21 protein-coding genes and 1 pseudogene are annotated in these 18,392 nt (G+C 69.3%); 14 read left to right on the top strand and 8 right to left on the bottom strand.

Annotation, left to right across the window (positions count from 1 at the left end; genetic code table 11):
- Positions 1 to 87 precede the first annotated feature (87 nt).
- Together IEY61_RS02405 and IEY61_RS02400 are read left to right on the top strand one after the other, a co-directional pair.
- Positions 88 to 1,110: a tyrosine-type recombinase/integrase gene (locus IEY61_RS02405; RefSeq protein WP_189040568.1), complete on the top strand. Its 1,023-nt coding sequence runs from the start codon at positions 88 to 90 to the stop codon at positions 1,108 to 1,110.
- Between the two features lie 178 nt (positions 1,111 to 1,288).
- Positions 1,289 to 1,834, top strand: a complete 546-nt coding sequence (locus IEY61_RS02400; protein ID WP_189040567.1) for a hypothetical protein — start codon at positions 1,289 to 1,291, stop codon at positions 1,832 to 1,834.
- 696 nt (positions 1,835 to 2,530) lie between these two features.
- Here IEY61_RS02400 and IEY61_RS02395 read toward each other — a convergent pair.
- Entirely contained in the window at positions 2,531 to 3,421 is an 891-nt protein-coding gene (locus IEY61_RS02395; protein WP_229705625.1) for an SDR family oxidoreductase, read from the bottom strand.
- Positions 3,418 to 4,362, bottom strand: a complete 945-nt coding sequence (locus IEY61_RS02390) for an EamA family transporter (RefSeq protein ID WP_189040566.1) — start codon at positions 4,360 to 4,362, stop codon at positions 3,418 to 3,420. The genes IEY61_RS02395 and IEY61_RS02390 overlap by 4 nt, the downstream gene beginning before the upstream one ends.
- A 103-nt stretch (positions 4,363 to 4,465) precedes the next feature.
- On the opposite strand from IEY61_RS02390, the gene IEY61_RS02385 reads away from it, so the two are divergent.
- Positions 4,466 to 4,996: a MarR family winged helix-turn-helix transcriptional regulator gene (locus IEY61_RS02385; RefSeq protein ID WP_189040565.1), complete on the top strand. Its 531-nt coding sequence runs from the start codon at positions 4,466 to 4,468 to the stop codon at positions 4,994 to 4,996.
- Between the two features lie 85 nt (positions 4,997 to 5,081).
- On the opposite strand, the gene IEY61_RS02380 is transcribed toward IEY61_RS02385, so the two are convergent.
- The gene (locus IEY61_RS02380; RefSeq protein WP_189040564.1) at positions 5,082 to 5,555 is read right to left on the bottom strand and encodes an RrF2 family transcriptional regulator; all 474 of its coding nucleotides are present in this window, start codon (positions 5,553 to 5,555) and stop codon (positions 5,082 to 5,084) included.
- Positions 5,556 to 5,637: 82 nt separating this feature from the next.
- Here IEY61_RS02380 and IEY61_RS02375 point away from each other — a divergent pair, with 82 nt between their 5' ends.
- Positions 5,638 to 6,381: an SDR family oxidoreductase gene (locus tag IEY61_RS02375; protein WP_189040563.1), complete on the top strand. Its 744-nt coding sequence runs from the start codon at positions 5,638 to 5,640 to the stop codon at positions 6,379 to 6,381.
- 604 nt (positions 6,382 to 6,985) lie between these two features.
- Here IEY61_RS02375 and IEY61_RS02370 read toward each other — a convergent pair.
- Positions 6,986 to 7,720 (bottom strand): alpha/beta fold hydrolase, encoded by a 735-nt coding sequence (locus IEY61_RS02370; RefSeq protein WP_189040562.1) that lies wholly within the window; start codon positions 7,718 to 7,720, stop codon positions 6,986 to 6,988.
- A gap of 81 nt (positions 7,721 to 7,801) precedes the next feature.
- On the opposite strand from IEY61_RS02370, the gene IEY61_RS02365 reads away from it, so the two are divergent.
- On the top strand, positions 7,802 to 8,788 hold the full coding sequence (locus IEY61_RS02365) for a helix-turn-helix transcriptional regulator (RefSeq protein ID WP_189040561.1): 987 nt from the start codon (positions 7,802 to 7,804) through the stop codon (positions 8,786 to 8,788).
- A gap of 43 nt (positions 8,789 to 8,831) precedes the next feature.
- A complete protein-coding gene (locus tag IEY61_RS02360) occupies positions 8,832 to 9,038 on the top strand; it encodes a toxin-antitoxin system HicB family antitoxin (RefSeq protein WP_189040560.1) in 207 nt (68 codons plus the stop codon).
- 42 nt (positions 9,039 to 9,080) lie between these two features.
- Here the strand turns inward: IEY61_RS02360 and IEY61_RS02355 are convergent, their stop codons facing one another.
- Positions 9,081 to 9,860 (bottom strand): endonuclease/exonuclease/phosphatase family protein, encoded by a 780-nt coding sequence (locus tag IEY61_RS02355; protein WP_189040559.1) that lies wholly within the window; start codon positions 9,858 to 9,860, stop codon positions 9,081 to 9,083.
- Positions 9,861 to 10,057: 197 nt separating this feature from the next.
- Between IEY61_RS02355 and IEY61_RS02350 the strand changes: the two genes are divergently transcribed.
- From IEY61_RS02350 to IEY61_RS02320, 7 genes are all read left to right on the top strand, one after another.
- The gene (locus IEY61_RS02350) at positions 10,058 to 10,837 is read left to right on the top strand and encodes a sulfite exporter TauE/SafE family protein (RefSeq protein WP_268240616.1); all 780 of its coding nucleotides are present in this window, start codon (positions 10,058 to 10,060) and stop codon (positions 10,835 to 10,837) included.
- 9 nt (positions 10,838 to 10,846) lie between these two features.
- On the top strand, positions 10,847 to 11,062 hold the full coding sequence (locus IEY61_RS02345) for a hypothetical protein (protein ID WP_229705624.1): 216 nt from the start codon (positions 10,847 to 10,849) through the stop codon (positions 11,060 to 11,062).
- A gap of 265 nt (positions 11,063 to 11,327) precedes the next feature.
- Positions 11,328 to 11,678, top strand: coding sequence for an antibiotic biosynthesis monooxygenase family protein (locus IEY61_RS02340; protein ID WP_189040558.1), 351 nt, complete (start codon positions 11,328 to 11,330; stop codon positions 11,676 to 11,678).
- Between the two features lie 575 nt (positions 11,679 to 12,253).
- Positions 12,254 to 12,859: a PadR family transcriptional regulator gene (locus IEY61_RS02335; RefSeq protein WP_189040557.1), complete on the top strand. Its 606-nt coding sequence runs from the start codon at positions 12,254 to 12,256 to the stop codon at positions 12,857 to 12,859.
- Positions 12,856 to 13,578 (top strand): ABC transporter ATP-binding protein, encoded by a 723-nt coding sequence (locus IEY61_RS02330; protein WP_189040556.1) that lies wholly within the window; start codon positions 12,856 to 12,858, stop codon positions 13,576 to 13,578. Before IEY61_RS02335 ends, IEY61_RS02330 begins: the two co-directional genes overlap by 4 nt.
- Positions 13,575 to 15,068, top strand: a complete 1,494-nt coding sequence (locus IEY61_RS02325; RefSeq protein WP_189040555.1) for an FtsX-like permease family protein — start codon at positions 13,575 to 13,577, stop codon at positions 15,066 to 15,068. Before IEY61_RS02330 ends, IEY61_RS02325 begins: the two co-directional genes overlap by 4 nt.
- 153 nt (positions 15,069 to 15,221) lie before the next feature.
- The gene (locus IEY61_RS02320) at positions 15,222 to 16,028 is read left to right on the top strand and encodes an FtsX-like permease family protein (RefSeq protein ID WP_189040554.1); all 807 of its coding nucleotides are present in this window, start codon (positions 15,222 to 15,224) and stop codon (positions 16,026 to 16,028) included.
- Between the two features lie 136 nt (positions 16,029 to 16,164).
- On the opposite strand, the pseudogene IEY61_RS31745 reads toward IEY61_RS02320, so the two are convergent.
- The 3 genes and pseudogenes from IEY61_RS31745 to IEY61_RS02305 all read right to left on the bottom strand — a co-directional run.
- Positions 16,165 to 16,287: pseudogene (locus IEY61_RS31745) on the bottom strand (Tn3 family transposase); the annotation flags it as partial.
- 47 nt (positions 16,288 to 16,334) lie between these two features.
- Positions 16,335 to 16,841 carry a peptide deformylase gene (gene def / locus IEY61_RS02310; RefSeq protein WP_189040552.1) on the bottom strand — a complete coding sequence of 169 codons (507 nt, stop codon included), beginning with the start codon at positions 16,839 to 16,841 and terminating at the stop codon, positions 16,335 to 16,337.
- Positions 16,842 to 16,851: 10 nt separating this feature from the next.
- The gene (locus IEY61_RS02305; RefSeq protein ID WP_373293080.1) at positions 16,852 to 18,066 is read right to left on the bottom strand and encodes a chorismate-binding protein; all 1,215 of its coding nucleotides are present in this window, start codon (positions 18,064 to 18,066) and stop codon (positions 16,852 to 16,854) included.
- Positions 18,067 to 18,189: 123 nt separating this feature from the next.
- Between IEY61_RS02305 and IEY61_RS02300 the strand changes: the two genes are divergently transcribed.
- A complete protein-coding gene (locus IEY61_RS02300) occupies positions 18,190 to 18,390 on the top strand; it encodes a DUF5999 family protein (protein WP_189040784.1) in 201 nt (66 codons plus the stop codon).
- Positions 18,391 to 18,392: the final 2 nt, after the last annotated feature.

The raw sequence follows: 18,392 nt of genomic DNA, 5'->3' as shown, positions 1-18,392 counted from the left end.
GGTGAGGCCACTTTAGAACCGGCCACCGACACTTCTCCCCCGCACCGAAGGCAGCGCCAGACGCGAGAATCATGCATAATATGCCTTATGCATGACAAACCGGATAAGGCGGTCGTCGCGCTGATCGAGGACTTCCTGACCGCGCGAGCCACCCGCAAGCCCTCCCCCCACACCCAGGCCGCGTACCGGCGTGATCTGAGCACCGTGGCCGCCCTCGCCGCGGAGTTGGCCACCCCTCCCCTCCCCCTCGACGATCTTCGGATCGGCGCGCTCTCCCCCCGACTCCTGCGGGCGGCCTTCGCCCGGTTCGCCACCGACCGGGCCGCTGCCTCGGTGGGGCGGGCCTGGTCGACCTGGAACGGCTTCTTCTCCTTCCTGGTGGCCGAGCAGGTGGTGACGGGCAATCCGATGCCGGGGGTGGGCCGTCCCCGGGCCCCGCTCCCTGAGCCCAAGCCGTTGCGCGGTGAGGACACTCCGGAGCGGCTGCTCGCCTCGGCCGCGCGCGGCGAGGGCCGGCAGCGTGATCCGTGGCCGGAGCGGGACGTGGCGGTGCTGGCCCTGGCGCTCTGCGCCGGCCTGCGGCTGTCGGAGCTGCTGGCGCTGCGGGTCGGTTCGCTCGCGGGCCGGCCCGGCGAGCGGCGGCTCGAGGTGTCGGGCAAGGGTGGGCGGCCCCGGATGATGCCGGTGGAGCCGGACCTGGACGCGGTGCTGGCGGACTATCTGGACAGTCGCCGGAGGCGGTTCGGTTCGCGTACGGTGCGGCCGGATTCGCCGCTGCTGGTGGACCGGCACGGTGAGCCGTTGCGTCGGGGCGGTCTGCAGTATCTGGTGGAGTCCTGCTACCGGCGGGCCGGTATCGGCGACCGGGTGCCGCGTGGGGCGCGGTTGCACGCGTTGCGGCACACGTTCGCGACGCGGTTGGCCGAGGACGGCGCCGGTGCGGCGGAGATCATGCGGTTGTTGGGGCACGCGTCGTTGGCGTCGTCGCAGAACTACATCGAGGTGACCGCGGGTCAGCAGCGGGAGGCGGTGCGGGCCAATCGCACGAACCGGGCGTTGGTGGGGTTGGTGCGTGGTCAGCCGGGCCGTCCGACTGGCAGGGTCGGGTAATCCAACTGTCTTGTATTCGCGTTCATGGCTCGTCCGCAATCACGGTGAGTCACACGGAGCATGGTGTTGGCGGCGAGATCTGCATCCACGATCATCGTCTGTGACGCAGCGGGCGATCTGAATGCCGTACCGACCATGAGGGCGCCCGGATGACCCCGAGCAGGTAGCCGGCATTCACATGATCCACCCACCGTTCCCGGCCAGCTTCGACTCCCACCCGATGTCGCCCGCCGAGCAGGCATTCCTGGACGCCGACGCGGCATACGACGAGACCGATGGCAGCTACAGCGCCATCATGGGCACCCGACCGGACACCATCGCCGCGGCACTGGCCGGCTCTCCAGCCGGACTGGCCGCCTGGCTCGTCGACAAGTACCGAGACTGGAGCGACAACCACGGGGACCTGGAAAGCCGTTTCGACAGGGCCACCCTGCTCACGACCATCACCCTGTACTGGACCAGCGGCGCCCTCGGCTCGTCGTTCCGGCAGTACTTCGACTTCGACCACAACAGCCCACGACCGGACATCACCGTGCCCGCCGCGTTCACGGTGAGCGCCGAGCCCTCGTATGCCAACTTTCCCCGCGAGATCGCCGAACGCGCCTGCACCGATATCCGGCACTGGAGCGAGCCAGGTAGGGGCGGTCACTTCATGCCGCTGGAGGAACCGGACCTGCTCGCCGGCGAACTGACGCAGTTCTTCACGTCGCTCCGCCCGTACTGATCAGCAAGGGAGCCGGGTCATACCGGCCCGGCTCCCGCTGCCAGTTTCCACATACATCGCTCGAGAAGCTGCCCGTGAATGCCGTCTCTTCCACTCAGCCGCCGACCGCCCTCAACTCGGCCAAATCAGTATGTCAGCGGGCGCCGAGCGGCTTCACCAGCAGTGACGAAGGGGTTCGTTGCCGCTGCTGCGGAGAGCCGCGAGCGGGCCATCCCGGGAAGGGGTCTCCTGGGTGGCTCGTCATGACGGGCTGTAGCGGTTTCAGGTGCCACTGCCGGCGTGGTGTCGTTGGGTGGTGTCGTGGTGAAAGACCTGAGCCTGAGCTACGACCGGTGCCGGAGCCTGAAGTACGAGCTAGCGGAGCGCTGCGAGGCGGCCTGGGACGGTCGGGATGCCGAGGTCGCGGAAGGCTGGCAGGGTCGCGTAATCCAACTGTCTCGTATTCGTGTTCATGGCTGATCCGGCAGCCACGTTGAATAACGCCAACTCCCTGACGCTGGCGCCGATCTGCGGCCACGAGGATGGCCCGGCCGGGCGGGTAGCGGCGAGGGTGACTTACCAACGGTGATGGCAACTGAGCTGTCGGTGCGCCATGTCAGCGGCAGAAGCGGACGTTCACCGGAGGCGACCCCGCAACCTGTGGGGACGGTGGCGGGGTCGCGCTCGGATCGGAGTTGTCTCGCCTGGATCTCGGTTTCAGTGGTCGTCGGCTGAGGTGAACGCTGCGGCGTGGTCGCGGATGAAGTCGGCGATGTCGCGCGGGGGGTGGCCGAGAAGGTCGGCGACCGTGTCGGTGGTGAAGTCTCCCCAGCCGGAGGCATACGCCTGCGCGTACTCCTCGAGCATGTTGATGATCCATGTCGGGACGCGGTAGTCGAGCAGTGTCTTGCGCTTGGCGTCGTCGCTGACCGGCAGGTACGTGATGGACCTGTCGAGAGCGAGACTCAGTTGGTCGGCGACCTTGTCGAACGTCAGCGAGCGTGGGCCGGTGAGGGTGTACGTCTGGCCGTGGTGGCGATCCGGGTCGTCGAGGAGCACGCGGGCAGCGCACTCGGCGATGTCGCGTACGTCGATCATGCCGATCCGCGCCGAGGCCATGTTCAGCGAGAATGTGCCGGTGGCGGCGATGTCGCCCGCCTCGTTCAGCAGGTTCTGCATGAACCAGTGCGGGCGCAGGATCGTCCAGCGCATGCCGCACCGTTCGGTCTCCCGGTCGGACAGCGCGTGCAGCCTGCCGCTGCGATTCGGCGCGTCGTGTGCCGCGCCGACGACGGACAAGCGCACGATGCGCTCCACACCGGCCTGGCGTGCAGCCCACACGGCGTTCATGTTGTGCTCCGGAGCGCGCGGGCCGTTCGGGGTGAGCAGCCAGGCGTCCTGCACGCCCTCGAAGGCGGGAGGCAGTGAGCGAGCGTCATCGAGGTCGCCGACGAAGACCTCGACGCCCTGCTGGTGTGGGCCGTCGGCTTTGGACTCTTCGCGGACGAGAGCGCGAAGGTTTACATCGGCGCCCTTCAGCGCCTTCAGCAGCGCGGTGGACACGGTTCCGGTGGCTCCGGTGATTAGCACGGTGCGTGACACGTTCATGCTCCCTTGGTGGTGGTGGGGATGCGGACCAGGTTGCGGATGGCATCCGGAGTCAGTTGCGCGGCGGCGATGGTGGTCAGCGCGAGCACGAACCCGAGGCCCTGCCAGGGCGTCAGCGACTCATCGAGGAACAGCCAGCCCAGGATCGTGGCGACTGCGGGTGAGAGCAGGGCGAGGAACGACATGGCGACCACGGGCAGCCTGCCGATGCCGTGGAACCAGGCGACGTACGAAAGCAGGGCGCCCACAACCGATAGCCACGCGTAGCCGCCGATCGCACGGTGATCCAGTGCGGGCGGGAGTCCCTCGAAGCTGAGCGCGAGCGGGACGAGCACGAGACCGCCGAGGGTGAGCTGCCAGCCGGCGATGGTCGCTGCGCCGGCGCCCGCTGGACGTCCCCAACGTTTGGTCAGGACGATCCCGCTGGCCATCACGCCGGCAGCGGCAATGCCGGCCAGGACGCCGACCAGGTCGAAGGAGATCTGGCCGCGCAGGACGATCAAGCCGACGCCCACGACGCCGACCAGGCCCCAGCCGACCCGCCAGCGCGTGGGCTCCTCGCTGAGCAGCAGGTACGCCAGGCCAGCGACGAACAACGGCTGGACGGCGACGAGGGTCGCCGCGACGCCGCCCGGCAATCGATAGGCGGCGACGAACAGTAGCGCGTTGAACGCGCCGATGTTGAGGGTGCCGAGCAGCAGCGAGCGCCACAGCCATTGGCCGCGCGGCAGGTTGCGCGTGACGGCGAGCAGGATCAGCCCCGCCGGCAGCGCGCGGATCACAGTGGACACTATCGGGTAGCCGGGTGGGAGGAACTCGGTGGTGACCAGGTATGTGGTGCCCCAGCTGATCGGCGCGGTCGCGGTCAGCGCGGTCAGTCCCAGGGTGCTGCCGGGCACGGACGCGTTGCCCGCGTCCGGCCGGCTCGGGGCCTGTGCCATCCAATCTCCTTAACGTTGAACTGTTCAACGTTGGCGAGAGTAGGCGTCTGTTAGGCTAGCGTCAAACAGTTTCACGTTGAGAGATTCTGGAGGCGGCAGGCTGGTGGAGGACAACGTCGACTGGCGGCTGAATCAGTGGCGGACCGAGCGGCCCGATATCGACCCCACCCCGATGGGCGTGGTGGCCCGGATCCAGCGCGCCTCCCGGCTACTCGAGCGTGAGCTTCGTGCCAACTTCGCCGCACATGACCTGCAACTATGGGAATTCGACGTACTGGGCACGCTGCGCCGGTCCGGGCCTCCGTATCAGCTCACCGCAGGGCAGTTGGTCGAGTCGGCGATGGTCACCTCTGGAGCGATCACCAACCGGATCGACCGCCTCGTTGCCAGAGGCCTGGTGACCCGCGAGGTCGATCCCTCCAATCGGCGCAGCGTGCTGATCACGCTGACCGAGCGCGGCCGCAAGCTGATCGACGACGTCGTCGTCGCCCATGTCGACCTGGAGGCGAAGCTGCTCAATGAACTGAGCGGCGGCGACCAGGAACATCTCGCCGGATTGCTGCGCAAACTGCTCACCAGCCTCGGCGACTACTCGCCTGGCAATCCCCTGAACCAGGGAGAGACTGACTTGTAGGATCCTGTGTCCTTCGGGTCTGAGCGCCGCTTGAGCTGGAAGCTACGGGCGGCCCCGGTGGGGCGGCGGGTGTCCGCCGCAGGTGTCAGCGGATGCTTGCCAGGCGGGATCGGGTGCGGGCCGGTGCGGTCGGGGGCAGCGCGGTGAGGACGTCGGCGAGGGCGACGTCGGCGAGGCTGCGGCGCCACGCCTGGTGCGCGTCGGCCATCTTCTCGGCCAGGATGCAGGTGTCGCGGCAGTCCTCGGGGGGTAGCGCGCCCCGCCCCTGTTGGCGGATCTCGCGGCACTCGTAGGGCGGGGACGCGCCGTCGACGGCCTCGACGATCTGCAGCAGGGTGATGTCGGTGGTGGGCCGGGCGAGCCGGAATCCTCCCTTGGGGCCGGTGGTGGCGGCGAGCACGCCGGCTTTGACGAGCGCCTTGAGCTGCTTGGCGAGGTAGGCCGGCGGGAGGTCGTAGTACTGCGCGAGCTGGGCCGTTGACGCGGTGGTTCCGGGTTCGAGCTGCGCCAGCGTGGTGGCGCAGTGCAGGACCCATTCGGTACTCACAGGCAGCTTCACGCCGCCGATTCTATCGCAGACATTGTGGACCCGTTTAGTCCATGATACCGTCGCCGGCGACAACGTCAGAGGAGAGATCATCATGCGGATCGCAGTTGCCGGCGCGACCGGGAACATCGGGACCCTCACCGTCACCGCCCTCGAACGAGACGGGCACCACGTCGTGCGGATCAGCCGCTCCCACGGAGTGGACCTGTCCACCGGTGACGGCCTCGACGACGTCCTGACCGGCGTCGCGGCCGTCGTCGACGTCACCAACAGCACGGCGGCCGACCCGGCAGAGACGGTGGCGTACTTCGGCACCACCACGCGCAACCTCCTGGCGGCCGAGCAGCGGGCCGGAGTCCGGCACCACGTGCTGCTTTCCATCACCGGGGTCCATCGCGTCGAGGGCAACGCGCACTACGCGGGCAAGCGGGAGCAGGAGCGCCTCGTGGCCGCCGGGCCGGTGCCGTGGACGATCGTCCCGGCCACCCAGTTCCACGACTTCGCCGCGATGGTGACCAGTTGGACCGAGCGGGACGGGGTCGCCACCATCGCCCCGCTGCTCGTGCAGCCGATCGCGCCCGCGGACGTGGCCGACATCCTCGCCGAAATCGCCACCGGCGAGCCCCAGGGGCGTTACGCCGACATCGCCGGTCCGGAACCGCAGGACCTGGTGGACATGGCCCGACGCACCAACTCCGCGCGCGGCCGCGCGGTCACGCTCGTGCCGACCTGGTCGGCGCTGTTCGGTCCGGCGATGGCCGGTGACGTGCTGCTGCCGGGCGAGGGTGCCCGCATCACGCCGACCACCTTCGACCAGTGGCTCGAGCAGCAGCGATAGCGCCACGAGGCCCGCCAGAGACGACTGGCAGGGTCATGTAAACGATCTATCGCGTATTCGCTCATGAAGATCAACGAAGCTGACTCTGCGTAACGCCAGGATGTCGGTTGGCCGGCTGGGTCGGGGCCTCCATGAGCGGGGTGATCGTGAGCTCGGCGACCGGTTCGGGGACCGGTTCGGTGGGTCGCCGAGGCGCAGCAGGACGCCGGGTCGGGTGGCCGTGCCGGGACGAAACCCAAGCCAGGCCGGAGAGCGGGTTGTCCATGCTGGTCAGCAGCTCGGCCAGCGGTGCCAGCTGTCGAGGAGTTCCGCGACGCGCCGGGCGAAGGTACAACGGGTGCAGCGACGGCCGGCGTGCAGTCTGCTTTCCTGCCCGCACCGGATGCAGGCGTAGGAGGTGGAGAAGCCTGTGTAGCTGGTGCAGATCGGAGCCTGGTCCTCGGGGCGTAGTCAATCCGGTCGCACACGGGCTCGTCGCGGCCGGACCGTGGCCGGGTCCACCGGCACCGGGACGTCGCTGGCGACGGCTTTGCGCGGGGCAACATCGGCTGCCGTGGCTCGGGTTCGTCCCGGAAGCATCGGGTGCATCTGCTGCTCTGCGCCGTCAGGAGACGGCCGAGCCGAGAACGTGTGCGAGTTCGGCTGGCGCCGACAACATAGGCCAATGCCCCGTCGACAGGTCGAAACGCCGCCACGGCGGCTGGTTGAGGAACGCCAACGTCGGCACCCCGGCGTCCAGCAGGTTCTTGAAGTCGTTGCAAGCGACCAGGACGCGGTCGACGTCTGGGCTGGGTTCGGCCGGGCCGGCGAGCCGCTGCTCGAAGGTGCCGAACGGCTGGGAGGTGGCACCTTCGCGCAGAAGCCCCCGCTTGTTCTCGTCGAGTCCGTAGAGGCTGCTGGACAAGCCCAGGACGTCAACGGGCGGCATCGGCAGCCGCCACCCGTCGCCGAACTCTGCTACCTGCTGGCGCAGCTGGTCGACAGCCTCGGGTGGCATGAGGTCAAGCATGCACATGCCAGCGGCGAACGGGGCGCTGTCCACGTAGACCACACGCTCCAGTCGATCGCCAAGGCGCCCGGCGGCCCCGGTGACGGGAGCAGCTGCGTAGCTGTGGGCGACCAAAGTGACGTCGCGCAGATCGCGTTGCTCGACGAAGTCGGTGATGTCCGCGATATGGGTTTCCAGGTCCGTCTGCGGGGTGCCCCGGTCGGCGTACTCGCCGAGACCGGTCAGCGTCAGCGGCAGCGCCGTATGCCCCCGCTCACGCAGGGCCTGCGTGGTGTCTTCCCAGGCCCACGCGCCGAGCCAGGCGCCGGGAACGAGTACGAAGGTAGCCATGTGATCTCCCTGAAGTGACGTGCCGCCGCAAGCGTAGGATCAATACAGGACAAGTTCCGCCCTGAAATGGTCGAGTGATCCATGTCGCATCCCCTCACCCGCGTATTGACCCTGCTGGAACTCCTCCAGTCGCACACGCGGATTCCCGGCTCCGAGCTGGCCGATCGGCTCGGCACCGACGTCCGCACCGTGCGCCGGTACGCCGCGCACCTGCGCGAACTTGGCATCCCGGTGGAGGCCGAACGAGGACGCCACGGCGGCTACCGCCTGGCCCGCGGCTACCGGATGCCACCCTTGGTGCTCACCAACGACGAGGCCCTCGCCGTCGTTGTGGGCCTGCTTGCCGCTGAGCGGCTGGGCATGAGCATGACCATCCCCGCGAATTCGGGCGCACTGGCCAAGATCGAACGCGTCCTGCCGCACAGCCTGCGGGAGCCGCTGGCCGCCATGCGAGAGACCTTGTCCTTCACGACGAACGCGGTGACCGCACAGGCACCCGAGACGAGTGTGCTGTTGGCCCTGGCCCAGGCGTCGCGCGCCCGCACCACCGTCGGCATCAGCTACCTGTCCTGGCACCAGGACCAGACCGAACGTGACCTCGATCCCTACGGCGTCGTCTTCCATCGCGGCCGCTGGTACGCCGTCGGCCGCGACCACCGGCACGACAGCCTACGGACCTTCCGTATCGACCGCATCGCATCAGTCACGACCCGCACGCAGACCTTCACCGCCCCCGACGACTTCGACCCCGTCACCCACCTGACCTCGGCACTGGCTCAAGTGCCCTACCGCTGGGACGTCGAGGTTCTCATCCACGGCCCGCTGGACGACGTCGCCCGCCGACTGCCCCGCTCCGCCGTGACACTCACCGCAGACACCGGCGGTGTCTTGATGCGCGCAAGGGCAGAGCGCCTGGACGGAATGGCCCACCTGCTCGCCTCCCTGGAATGGCCCTTCACCATCCACCGACCCGACGAACTACGGCAGGCCCTGAAGAACCTGGCCGACCAGCTCGCAGCAGCCGCAGAGCGAGCACCGGGACAACGCGCCGCCAGCGCCGGAGCGTGAAGACGAACTGCTGGGCGCACTCCCGCCGCGCGGCTCGGAGATCATGGTCGTGCGATCGCTGCGCCTACCGGCAGAACTCGACGAGTCGGTGGCTGCGGCGGCCGAGGCCGCCGGCGTCACCAAGACCGCCTGGATCCGCCAAGCCATCGAGATCGTGCTCACCATGCAAGCCGATGACGACCAGCCGATTTCCCGCGCGGATGCTCTCCGGGCCCTCACTCTGCTGCGCCCTGTACGCCGCGTCGCGTAGGCGGTGCACGACCGCGCTGATTCGACGAGGTCCGCCCTGGCCTCAGCCGAGGTCGACCAGCAGGGGGCGGTGGTCGGAGATGGTGGACAGGGGGGTCTGCACGGCGGTGACCGGGGGTAGGCGGTCGAAGCCGTGTCGGTCGGCGATGATGTGGTCGAGTTGGACGCGGGGTTGTCCGGCCGGGTAGGTGGGGCGGCGGCCGAGCAGTCGCCAGCCGGAGATGGCGCGGGTGGCCCAGGCGGGCAGGTTGAGGTCGCCGAGCAGGATGCGGGGGGCGGGCAGCAGCCGTAGGGCGCGGACGACCTGGCGTAGTTGGTGGGCGTTCCAGCCGGGGACGAAGGACAGGTGGGTGGCGGCGACGGTGACCGGGCCGTGTGGGGTGTCCAGGACGGCGGCGAGGACGACGCGGGGTTCGTCGCGCAGCAGGACGAGTCCGCCGCCGGGGCCGGGTACGTAGACCGGGGAGCGTAGTGGGGCGGGTCGCAGTCGGGTGACGCGCCAGGCGGTGACGCGGTGGCGGGTGACCAGGCCGATGCCGTAGCAGGGTTCGCCGTGGCCGTCGTCGTCGTGGGTCAGTGGGCGGAAGGTTTCGCCGGGGGTGCCGACCACGGCGGCGGCGAAGCGGTGTTCGGTGGCGTGCAGGGCTTGGGCGGCGACGGCGGTGAGGTCGAGGTTGCCGCTGCGGGACTGGTCGCGGTCGACTTCCTGCAGGGCCAGCACGTCGGCGTCGAGGGCGGCCACGGCGGTGGTGAGCCGGGCGGGGTCGACCAGGCCGTCGGTCAGGGACCGGCCGTGCAGCAGGTTGAACGTGGCCAGGCGCACGCTGTCACCCTAACGACACGTGTGGGACAGTTGCCCGATGCTGCGGGCGTTACTCTGCTCCATGTTGCTTTTCGTGGCGATGGGCGCGGTGGGGGTGTGGGTGCGGGGCCGTCGCGGCGGGTGACCTGGTGGGTGGTCGGTGAGGCTGGCCACAGCGGGCCGCGTCGGGTGGGGCGGGGTGGGAAGAATTGCCGCCCGTGGAACTGGATGCGGTGACTGTCGCGATCCTGCTCACCGCCGCTGCCCTGGCCGGCTGGGTGGACGCCGTGGTGGGTGGTGGTGGGTTGCTGTTGTTGCCGGCGTTGTTGGTGGCGGCGCCGGGGATGCCGCCGGCCACCGCGTTGGGCACGAACAAGTTGGCGGCGATCGCGGGTACCTCGACTGCGGCGCTGACGTACGCCCGTCGTACGACGTTGGACTGGGCCGTGGTGGGGCCGGCGGCGGCGTTGGCGGTGGTCTGCGCGGGGTTGGGTGCGGCGTTGGCGGGTGCGGTGCCGCCGGAGGCGTACCGGCCGGTGGTGCTGGTGGTGCTGGTGTCGGTGGCGTTGTTCGTGGTGTTGCGGCCGCGGTTGGGCACGGTGGCGGTGCCGCAGCGGAGGACCCGGGTGCGGGTGGTGGTGGCGGTGCTGGTGGCCGGGGTGGGTATCGCCACGTACGACGGGTTGATCGGGCCCGGGACGGGCACGTTTCTGGTGGTGGCGTTCACGGCGTTGCTGGGTGCGGATTTCCTGCACGGTTCGGCGATGGCGAAGGTGATCAACGCGGGCACGAACGCGGGTGCGTTGGTGGTGTTCGCGGTGACCGGGCACGTGTGGTGGCTGTTGGGCGCGGCGATGGCGGTGTGCAACATCGTCGGGGCGATGGTGGGGGCGCGGATGGCGTTGCGGCGCGGGTCCGGGTTCGTGCGGGTGGTGCTGCTGGTGGTGGTGTTCGCTCTGGTGGGCAAGCTCGGCTACGACCAGTGGTTGGCCGGGTGAGCCTGCCGGTTGCCGACGTGTGAACCGGCCGGGGTGCTGCTGGGTCGGGCGGATCTGCCGCGGTTGCGTGAGCTGTACGCGGTGGCGTATCCGGGTAACTGGTTCGACGCGCGGATGGTGGACACCGGCCGGTACGCGGGCATCCGCGACGGTGACCTGCTGGTGGCGGTGGCCGGGGTGCACGTGTATCCCCCGCTTATCGGGTGGCGGCGTTGGGGAACGTGACGACGCGTCCGGCCCGGCCGACTGGCAGGGTCGCGTAATCCAACTGCCTTGTATTCGCGTTCATGGCTCGTCCGCAATCACGGTGAGTCACACGGAGCATGGTGCTGGCGGCGAGATCTGATCCACGATCTTCGTCTGATGACACGGCGGGCGATCTGGATGCCGTACTGACCGTGAGGGCGCCCGGACGACTGGCGCGCCATGTCAGCGGCAGTTGAGGACGCCCACAACCTCGGGCACGAACGGCGCATGTCATCCTTGATCAATGTCCAACCAACCCTTTGCTGACACCCCGCAGCCCCCATACGTTGCCGTGATCTTCACGTCTACTCGCACCGACGGCGACCACGGATATGCGGCGATGGGGGCGTCCATGGAAGCCCTCGCTAAGGACCAACCGGGATTCCTCGGCATCGAGTCGGCGCGGGATAGCCTCGGGATCACGGTGTCCTACTGGGCGGATCAGCAGGCGGCACGCGGCTGGAAGCAGGTGGCTGCGCATCTGGTGGCTCAGCGACGTGGCCGCGAGGCCTGGTACCAGGACTACCGCGTACGAGTGGCCACGGTCGAGCGCGATTACAGCATGCGCTCGTCCACGATCGAGAGCCATCCTTGATGGCCGGTGAACCGCGCAGGCCGGTTGCACTCTTTCGGCAAATCAGTATGTGGGCGGACGCCGAGCGCCTTCACCAGCAGTGACGAAGGGGTTCGTTGCCGCTGCTGTGGAGAGCCGCGAGCAGCCACCTCGGGAAGAGATCTCCTGGGTAGATCGTCATGACGGGCTGTAGCGGTACCAGGTACCACCGGCGGCGGCGTGGTGTCGTTGGGTGGTGTGGTATCGGAAGCCCAGAGCCTGAGCGACGACCGGTGCCGGAGCCTGAAGTACGAGCTGGTGGGAGCGCTGCGAGGCGGCCCGGGACGGTCGGGACGCCGAGGTCGCGGATGAGCGGCGGATGTAGCTTCCAGCGAAAAACCAACGATTAGCGGTTGGCCGCTGCCGGCCGTGTTGACAGGCGAGGGCTCGGCGAGTGATCCGATTCCTGCTCCTGCCATCCGACGGGGTTACTCGATGACGCGCTCCCTGCTGACCAGTTAGAGCGTGAGGCTCTGTTCGGCCCCGCGGGCGGCAGGCCCTCGTCGCCACCTTGGTGGCGACTTACTCAGTAAGTAGTTACCTGGTAAGTTGCCGCCATGCAGAGAAACGCGGTGCGCTGGGGGCTGTTGGCGGTCTTCGCGGATGGCCCGAAGTACGGCTATCAGTTGAAGAGCGAGTTCGATGCTCACACCAGTGGAAGTTGGGCGTTGAACGTGGGGCAGGTGTACACGACGCTTGACCGGCTTGCCCGCGATGGTTACGTGGCGCCGATCGGCAGCAATGCCGACGGGCGCGAGGTTTTCGCCATCACCGATCAGGGGCGGGAGGCGTTGGCGAGTTGGTTCGGCACGCCGGTGACCGACACCGATCGTCCGCGCAGCGAACTGGCGATCAAGTTGGCGATGGCGGCGGTCGCGCCTGGCGTGGACGTAGCGGCGGTGGTTCAGGTGCAGCGGGCTGAGTCGATGCGGCAGATGCGTGATTACACCGACCTGCGTCGCCAGGCCGACGAGAGCGACGATGTGGCCTGGCTGCTGCTTGTTGATCATCTGATCTTCACGCTGGAGAGTGAGGTTCGCTGGCTGGACCACGTCGAGGCGACTGTGCTGCGGCGGGCGCGACCTGGCCGTGGCCGGACGCCATTGAAGACGCCAGCGCTGGCGGATCAGCACTGCACGGAGGTCGAGGTGAGTGGCCGGTGAGTGCGGCGGTGTTGCGTTTCGCGGGGGTCAGCCGGGCCTACGGCAGTGGCGAGCAGACGGTTCACGCTCTGGCCGAGGTGAGTTTCGAGGTGGCCGCCGGCGAGTTGGTTGCCGTGATGGGTCCTTCGGGGTCTGGGAAGTCGACGCTGTTGGCGTTGGCCGGTGGGCTTGACGCACCGACGTCGGGGGCGGTGTTCATGGAGGATGTCGAACTCGGCGCCTTGGACGCAGCGGCGTTGGCCCGGCTGCGCAGGGATCGCGTCGGGTACGTCTTTCAGGACTACAACCTGGTTACCGACCTGACCGCGGCGGAGAACGTCGCTTTGCCGCGCGAGTTGGCCGGGGTAGGCACGCGGGCGGCGCGGCGGGAAGCGATCGCCGCGTTAGCCGAGGTGGGTTTGGCCGATATGGCGGGCCGCTTCCCTGATCAGCTCTCCGGAGGTCAGCAGCAGAGGATCGCGATCGCCCGCGCGTTGGTGGGGCAGCGGCGGCTGGTCTTGGCGGACGAGCCCACCGGTGCCTTGGACTCGCGCACGAGTCTCGCTGTGTTGGAGGTGTTGCGGGCCCGGATCGATGCCGGCGCTGCCGGGGTGCTCGTCACCCATGAGCCGCGCTACGCCGGGTGGGCCGACCGGACGATCTTCCTGCGCGACGGCAGACTGGTTGACGCCACCGGGCCGAGGCAGACCCCGGAGCAGCTGCTCGGGAGGACCGCGTGACCCGGACCGCCGGCGAGTTCGTCGGTTCCTGGCGTGCCGCGCTGCGGGTTGCCCGCCGTTCGACGGTCCGCCACCGCGGACGCAGCATATTGATCTTTATGATGTTGTTTCTGCCCGCTTACGCCGCCACGGTCCTGGTGATGAGTTGGGCCAACCTGAGCGGCACCTCTGCTCAAGAGTTGAGCTTCCGCATGGGGCAGGCCGACCTGATCGTCGACGACGGTGACGCGGCTCGGACAAGTCTGCCGTCGGCTAGCCGGTCGGTGCCGCTGACGCAGGGACGCACTGTCGTCGCCGGACCCGCAGGGCTGGCCGCGCTCGAGTACGAGGCGACCGACCTCGAGAATCCGATCAATCGGGGCCGGTATGTGTTGCGAGCTGGCCGTGCTCCGCAGGGAGCGGCGGAGGTTGCGGTGACCCACACGCTCGCTCGTGAGCTTGATGTCCGGCCCGGCGATGAGGTGGTTGCCGGCATGCCGCAACGGAGTCTGACCGTGGTGGGCGTCGTCGACTGGAGCCGTTCCCTGCGTCAGGCGGGGTTGCTTGTCTCCGCCGAGGCCCCCTTGTCGGGCGCGCGCGCAAAGCTGCTGGTGAAACTTCCGGCCGGGCAGAGCTGGTCACCCCCGCAGCCAGGCGGCTTGGAGTCAGGCGGCTTCAGCTATACGTATCGCGAAGGGCCGACTGCCGCGGAGAAGGCGGTGGAGGCTGCCGCGATTCTGCTCGTCACGACCTTCGCCGGGGCGCAGGTCGTGCTGCTCGCAGGTGCGGCGTTCGTGGTCGGTGCCCGCAGGCAGCGGCGGGACCTGGCCATGATCGCTGCGGTAGGGGGCACTGGGCGCCAGGTCAGGCGGATCGTCCTGGCGAGTGGACTGCTCCTGGGCACGGCAGCGGCCATCGCCGGGGCCGGCGCGGGCCTTTTGACGTTCACACTGGCCGGACCGCTCATCGAGGCGATTGCCGACCATCCCTTGATCGACGTCTCCATACCCTTTCCAAGCATTGCAGGGGTGGCGGCGGTGACCACAACGGTCGGGGCCCTCGCGGCTCTGCTCCCCGCCCGCACCGCCGGCCACGGACCGGTCCGTGCTGACCTGGGAGGTCAGCGAACTCGATCCCGCCTCGACCTTGCCGCCTTGGTGGCCGGCATGATCCTTCTGGTTGCCGGCACGGGAGTCCTCGTGCTTGCGGGCAACCCCGAGGGCCGCGCCGAACTCCTCGCCCTCGGCGCTGTCACGCAGCTACTCGGTGTGGTGGCCTGCACTCCCGCCCTCGTCCGGCTCACCGGCCGCGTCGCCGCCGCGCTGCCCATGCCGGGCCGGCTGGCACTGCGCCACGGCGCACGACACCGGCTGCGCACAGCGGCGGCGGTCGCGGCGGTCACCGCCGCGACCGCCGGCAGCGTCTCCCTCGCAATCGTGGGCACAGCCCGCAGCCACGCGCCAGCCACGCAACACCCCACCCGCCCCGGCCAGATTCGGCTGGAGGCGTAAACCGTCCGGCTGCTCGGCGAGGACGGCCTTCGCCGCTTCACCGCGGCCCTGCCGACCCGGGATACCGTCACCCTACGAACGGCCACGGACGCCGGCATATGGGTAACAGCCGTCCCGCCCGATGGCGGCGCAGACCCCACGCTGATCGCCGCTATGCAACAGCGCACGGTTGCTGTCGGCGGGGCTGAAATAGTGCAGCTGGTAACCGGCCGGCCTGCCAACGCAAGGGAACTGCACATCCTCGCTGACGGCGGTGCGGTCGTCTTCAACGACACTCTGATCTCCGACACGCACATCACGCTGAGAAAGGATGAAAAGCCCCTGCCGTCCCTGCCCGCGCTTCTTGCCGCCCACAGGGAGTACTATCCGCAGCTGCCCGGCTTGGTGATCTCGCCTGCAACGGCGAAGAGGCTCAACCTGAACGTCACGACCCAAGCGGCCGTGATCGACCCCTCCCGTCAACCGCGAAACGAGGAGTTGACCGACGCGAACGGCGTCCTGCTCCGCGCCCAACTCAACGCTCGCGAGCCACGCGAGCAGCCGATTACCGCCGAAGCGACGCAGGCGTCAGCACCCGCGCAAGAAACCACCACGATGTTCTACCTACTAGCCGCGGTCAGCGCCCTGGTCACGCTCGTCGCCAGCACCGTCGCCGTTGGACTGGCATCCGTCGAACTACGCCCCGACCTGGCCACCATGACCGCAGTCGGCGCCACACCCCGAACCCGCCGACGGATCACCGCCACGCAGAGCGCCCTCATCGCCGGACTCGGCGCAATCCTCGGCCTACTCGCCGGCATCGGACCCGCAGCCGCCTACATCAGCTACAGCACCAACGCACACTGGCACACCCCCTGGCTCGCCCTCCTCCTCATCGCCGCCGCACCACCAGCACTCACCACACTCCTCACCGGACTCCTCACCCGAGGCCAACCACCACTCACCCGCAGAACGAACTGAAAGCACTCAAACGATCCTCCAGGGGGCGACTCTCGGACCACCGCCGGGAGTCGCCCCCTGCCGGCGACAGCCGCGATCGTCAAGAAAACCAACGTTTCTTGACGATCGCTAACGCGGGCCCGATACGGGCCCGTCAACCGAACGCTTGGGTCAGCGGCAGCCGGTGGTGATAGTTGACCACCGCGGCGTTCGCGGCCTCCAGCGTCTCGGGCCGCAAGTACCACTCGGCGGTCCACGCGAGCACGTCGTACGGGACACCGAGTACGGGGAGTTCACCCTGACGGCGACCGGCCGGTGAGGGTGTGGTCAGGCGCGTCGGGGTGAGCTGTAGCGGCCGGCGCGGATCTCGCGCAGGGCGCGGCGGCGGGTGTCTCCGCGCAGGGTGTCGACGTACAGGCGGCCGCGTAGGTGGTCGGTCTCGTGTTGCAGGGCGCGGGCGAGGAATCCGCTGCCGGTGATGGTGAGTGGATCGCCGTGCTGGTCGACGCCGTGGGCGGTGGCGTGCAGGGCGCGGGGGGTGGGGAAGTACAGGCCGGGGATGGACAGGCAGCCTTCGTCGTCGTGTTGGAGTTCGGTGGACAGTTCCAGGGTGGGGTTGATGAGGTGGCCGCGGTGGCCGTCGGCGTCGTAGACGAAGACCTGGGCGCTGACGCCGATCTGGGGTGCGGCGACGCCGGCGCGGCCGGGTGCGCCGAGCAGGGTGTCCATCAGGTCGGTGACCAGGGCGCGTAGTTCGGTGTCGAAGCTGGTGATCGGCTCGCAGGGGGTGCGCAGCACCGGGTCGCCGATGATTCGGATGTCGCGCATCGTCATGGCGGCAAGGTTATCGGTCGTGGGTGTGGGGGGTGGTGGGGGCGAGGGCGGCGCGTACGGGGGCGGTTTTGGCGGCGGCTTCGGCGACTTCGGCGTCGGGGTCGCTGTCCCAGGTGATGCCGCCGCCGGCCCAGACGTGCAGGGTGGTGGTGTCCACGGCGGCGGTGCGGATGGTGAGTCCGAGGTCGAGGTGGTTGGGGCCGATCCAGCCGAGGGCGCCCATGCTGGCGCCGCGGCCGGCGGGTTCGAGGGCGGCGATGTGGTTCAGGGCGGCGAGTTTCGGGGCGCCGGTGACGGATCCGCCGGGGCAGACGGCGCGGAGCAGGTCGGCCAGGCCGAGGCCGTCGGCGACCTGGGCGCGGATGGTGGATTCGGCCTGCCACAGGTCGCACCAGCGGCGTACGGCGAACAGGTCGTCGACGCGGACGGTGCCGGTGGCGGCGACGCGGGCGAGGTCGTTGCGTTCCAGGTCGACGATCATGATGTGTTCGGCGCGTTCCTTGGCGGAGGTGAGCAGGTCGACGCGGCCGGTGGTGGTGGCGGGGCGGGTGCCTTTGATGGGGCGGGTGGTCAGGGTGCCGTGGCGCAGTTCGATGAGGGTTTCGGGGCTGGCGCAGCCGATGGCCCAGTCGGGGCCGGTGAGGACGCCGCCGTAGCGGGCGCCGGGTAGGTGGGCGAGGCGGGTCAGGGCGGGTAGGGGGTCGCCGGTGTAGGTGGCGGCGGCGTGGCCGACGAGGTTGGCCTGGTAGATGTCGCCGCGGCCGATGGCGTCGCGGACGGCGGTGACGGCGTCGGCGTGTTGGCGGGGGGTCCAGCTTTCCGTCCACGGGGTGTGTGACCAGGGCGTGGGTGGGTGGTGGTGTGGCCGGGGTGGGGGGTCGGTGTGGGCGTAGACGACGACGGCGACTTCGGGTAGGTCGGTGGGGTTGGGGGCGCCGGTGGGGGCGCCGGTGAGCAGGGCGCCGGCGGCGGCGGAGAGGTAGAGGGCGGCGCCGCAGACGCCGTCGGGGTGGTGGCCGGTGGTGGGGTGGGCGAGGTCGTGCAGGGGGAGGCCGTGGGCGGCGAGGAACGCTTCGGTGTGGGCGGCGGGGTCGCCGCCGTCGGTGGGGCGCCACTGCCAGCGGGCGCGTTCGACGAGCCGGCCGCGGCAGGCGGCAGGTGTGGCGGGAGGATCGACCAGCATCCCTGGGAGCGTTTCCACGCCGTATGGGGGATTCCTGCTCATCCGTTCAGCGGATTTCCCATATACCACGCGGATGCCTGCTCGATGCGGCGCGCCCGCGCTTGGTACTGTGCGTCACTGGTCATGTGAACCATGACACAGTACCCCCACAGTCCGGAGAACCCGATGTGCCAGCATCAACCCGTCTGCCCCTCCGCCGAAGCCACCGACCGGGAAGCAGCCAGGATCATCGCCTGCTTCCCTGAGCAGGGCTGGAGCCTGCTCTGCAACGGGGTCATCGTCTTCGAGGACACCGGCGAGCTGCTGCCCGACGGCAGCAGCATCGCACCGCACCGCGGCCCCGCCCGACACGCCCTCGCCGCCTGACC

Source organism: Micromonospora sonchi, from assembly GCF_014646235.1.
GTDB lineage: Bacteria > Actinomycetota > Actinomycetes > Mycobacteriales > Micromonosporaceae > Micromonospora > Micromonospora sonchi.
This window is presented reverse-complemented; position numbering and strand designations above follow the sequence as displayed.

Coding starts and splice junctions, on each gene's coding strand:
- IEY61_RS02360 (WP_189040560.1), top strand. CDS start 8,832: ATGGTCGTGCGATCGCTGCGCCTACCGGCAGAACTCGACGAGTCGGTG.
- IEY61_RS02370 (WP_189040562.1), bottom strand. CDS start 7,720: ATGGCTACCTTCGTACTCGTTCCCGGCGCCTGGCTCGGCGCGTGGGCC.
- IEY61_RS02340 (WP_189040558.1), top strand. CDS start 11,328: ATGTCCAACCAACCCTTTGCTGACACCCCGCAGCCCCCATACGTTGCC.
- IEY61_RS02335 (WP_189040557.1), top strand. CDS start 12,254: ATGCAGAGAAACGCGGTGCGCTGGGGGCTGTTGGCGGTCTTCGCGGAT.
- def (WP_189040552.1), bottom strand. CDS start 16,841: ATGACGATGCGCGACATCCGAATCATCGGCGACCCGGTGCTGCGCACC.
- IEY61_RS02320 (WP_189040554.1), top strand. CDS start 15,222: ATGCAACAGCGCACGGTTGCTGTCGGCGGGGCTGAAATAGTGCAGCTG.
- IEY61_RS02395 (WP_229705625.1), bottom strand. CDS start 3,421: ATGAACGTGTCACGCACCGTGCTAATCACCGGAGCCACCGGAACCGTG.
- IEY61_RS02400 (WP_189040567.1), top strand. CDS start 1,289: ATGATCCACCCACCGTTCCCGGCCAGCTTCGACTCCCACCCGATGTCG.
- IEY61_RS02300 (WP_189040784.1), top strand. CDS start 18,190: ATGTGCCAGCATCAACCCGTCTGCCCCTCCGCCGAAGCCACCGACCGG.
- IEY61_RS02405 (WP_189040568.1), top strand. CDS start 88: ATGCATGACAAACCGGATAAGGCGGTCGTCGCGCTGATCGAGGACTTC.
- IEY61_RS02365 (WP_189040561.1), top strand. CDS start 7,802: ATGTCGCATCCCCTCACCCGCGTATTGACCCTGCTGGAACTCCTCCAG.
- IEY61_RS02390 (WP_189040566.1), bottom strand. CDS start 4,362: ATGGCACAGGCCCCGAGCCGGCCGGACGCGGGCAACGCGTCCGTGCCC.
- IEY61_RS02375 (WP_189040563.1), top strand. CDS start 5,638: ATGCGGATCGCAGTTGCCGGCGCGACCGGGAACATCGGGACCCTCACC.
- IEY61_RS02305 (WP_373293080.1), bottom strand. CDS start 18,066: ATGAGCAGGAATCCCCCATACGGCGTGGAAACGCTCCCAGGGATGCTG.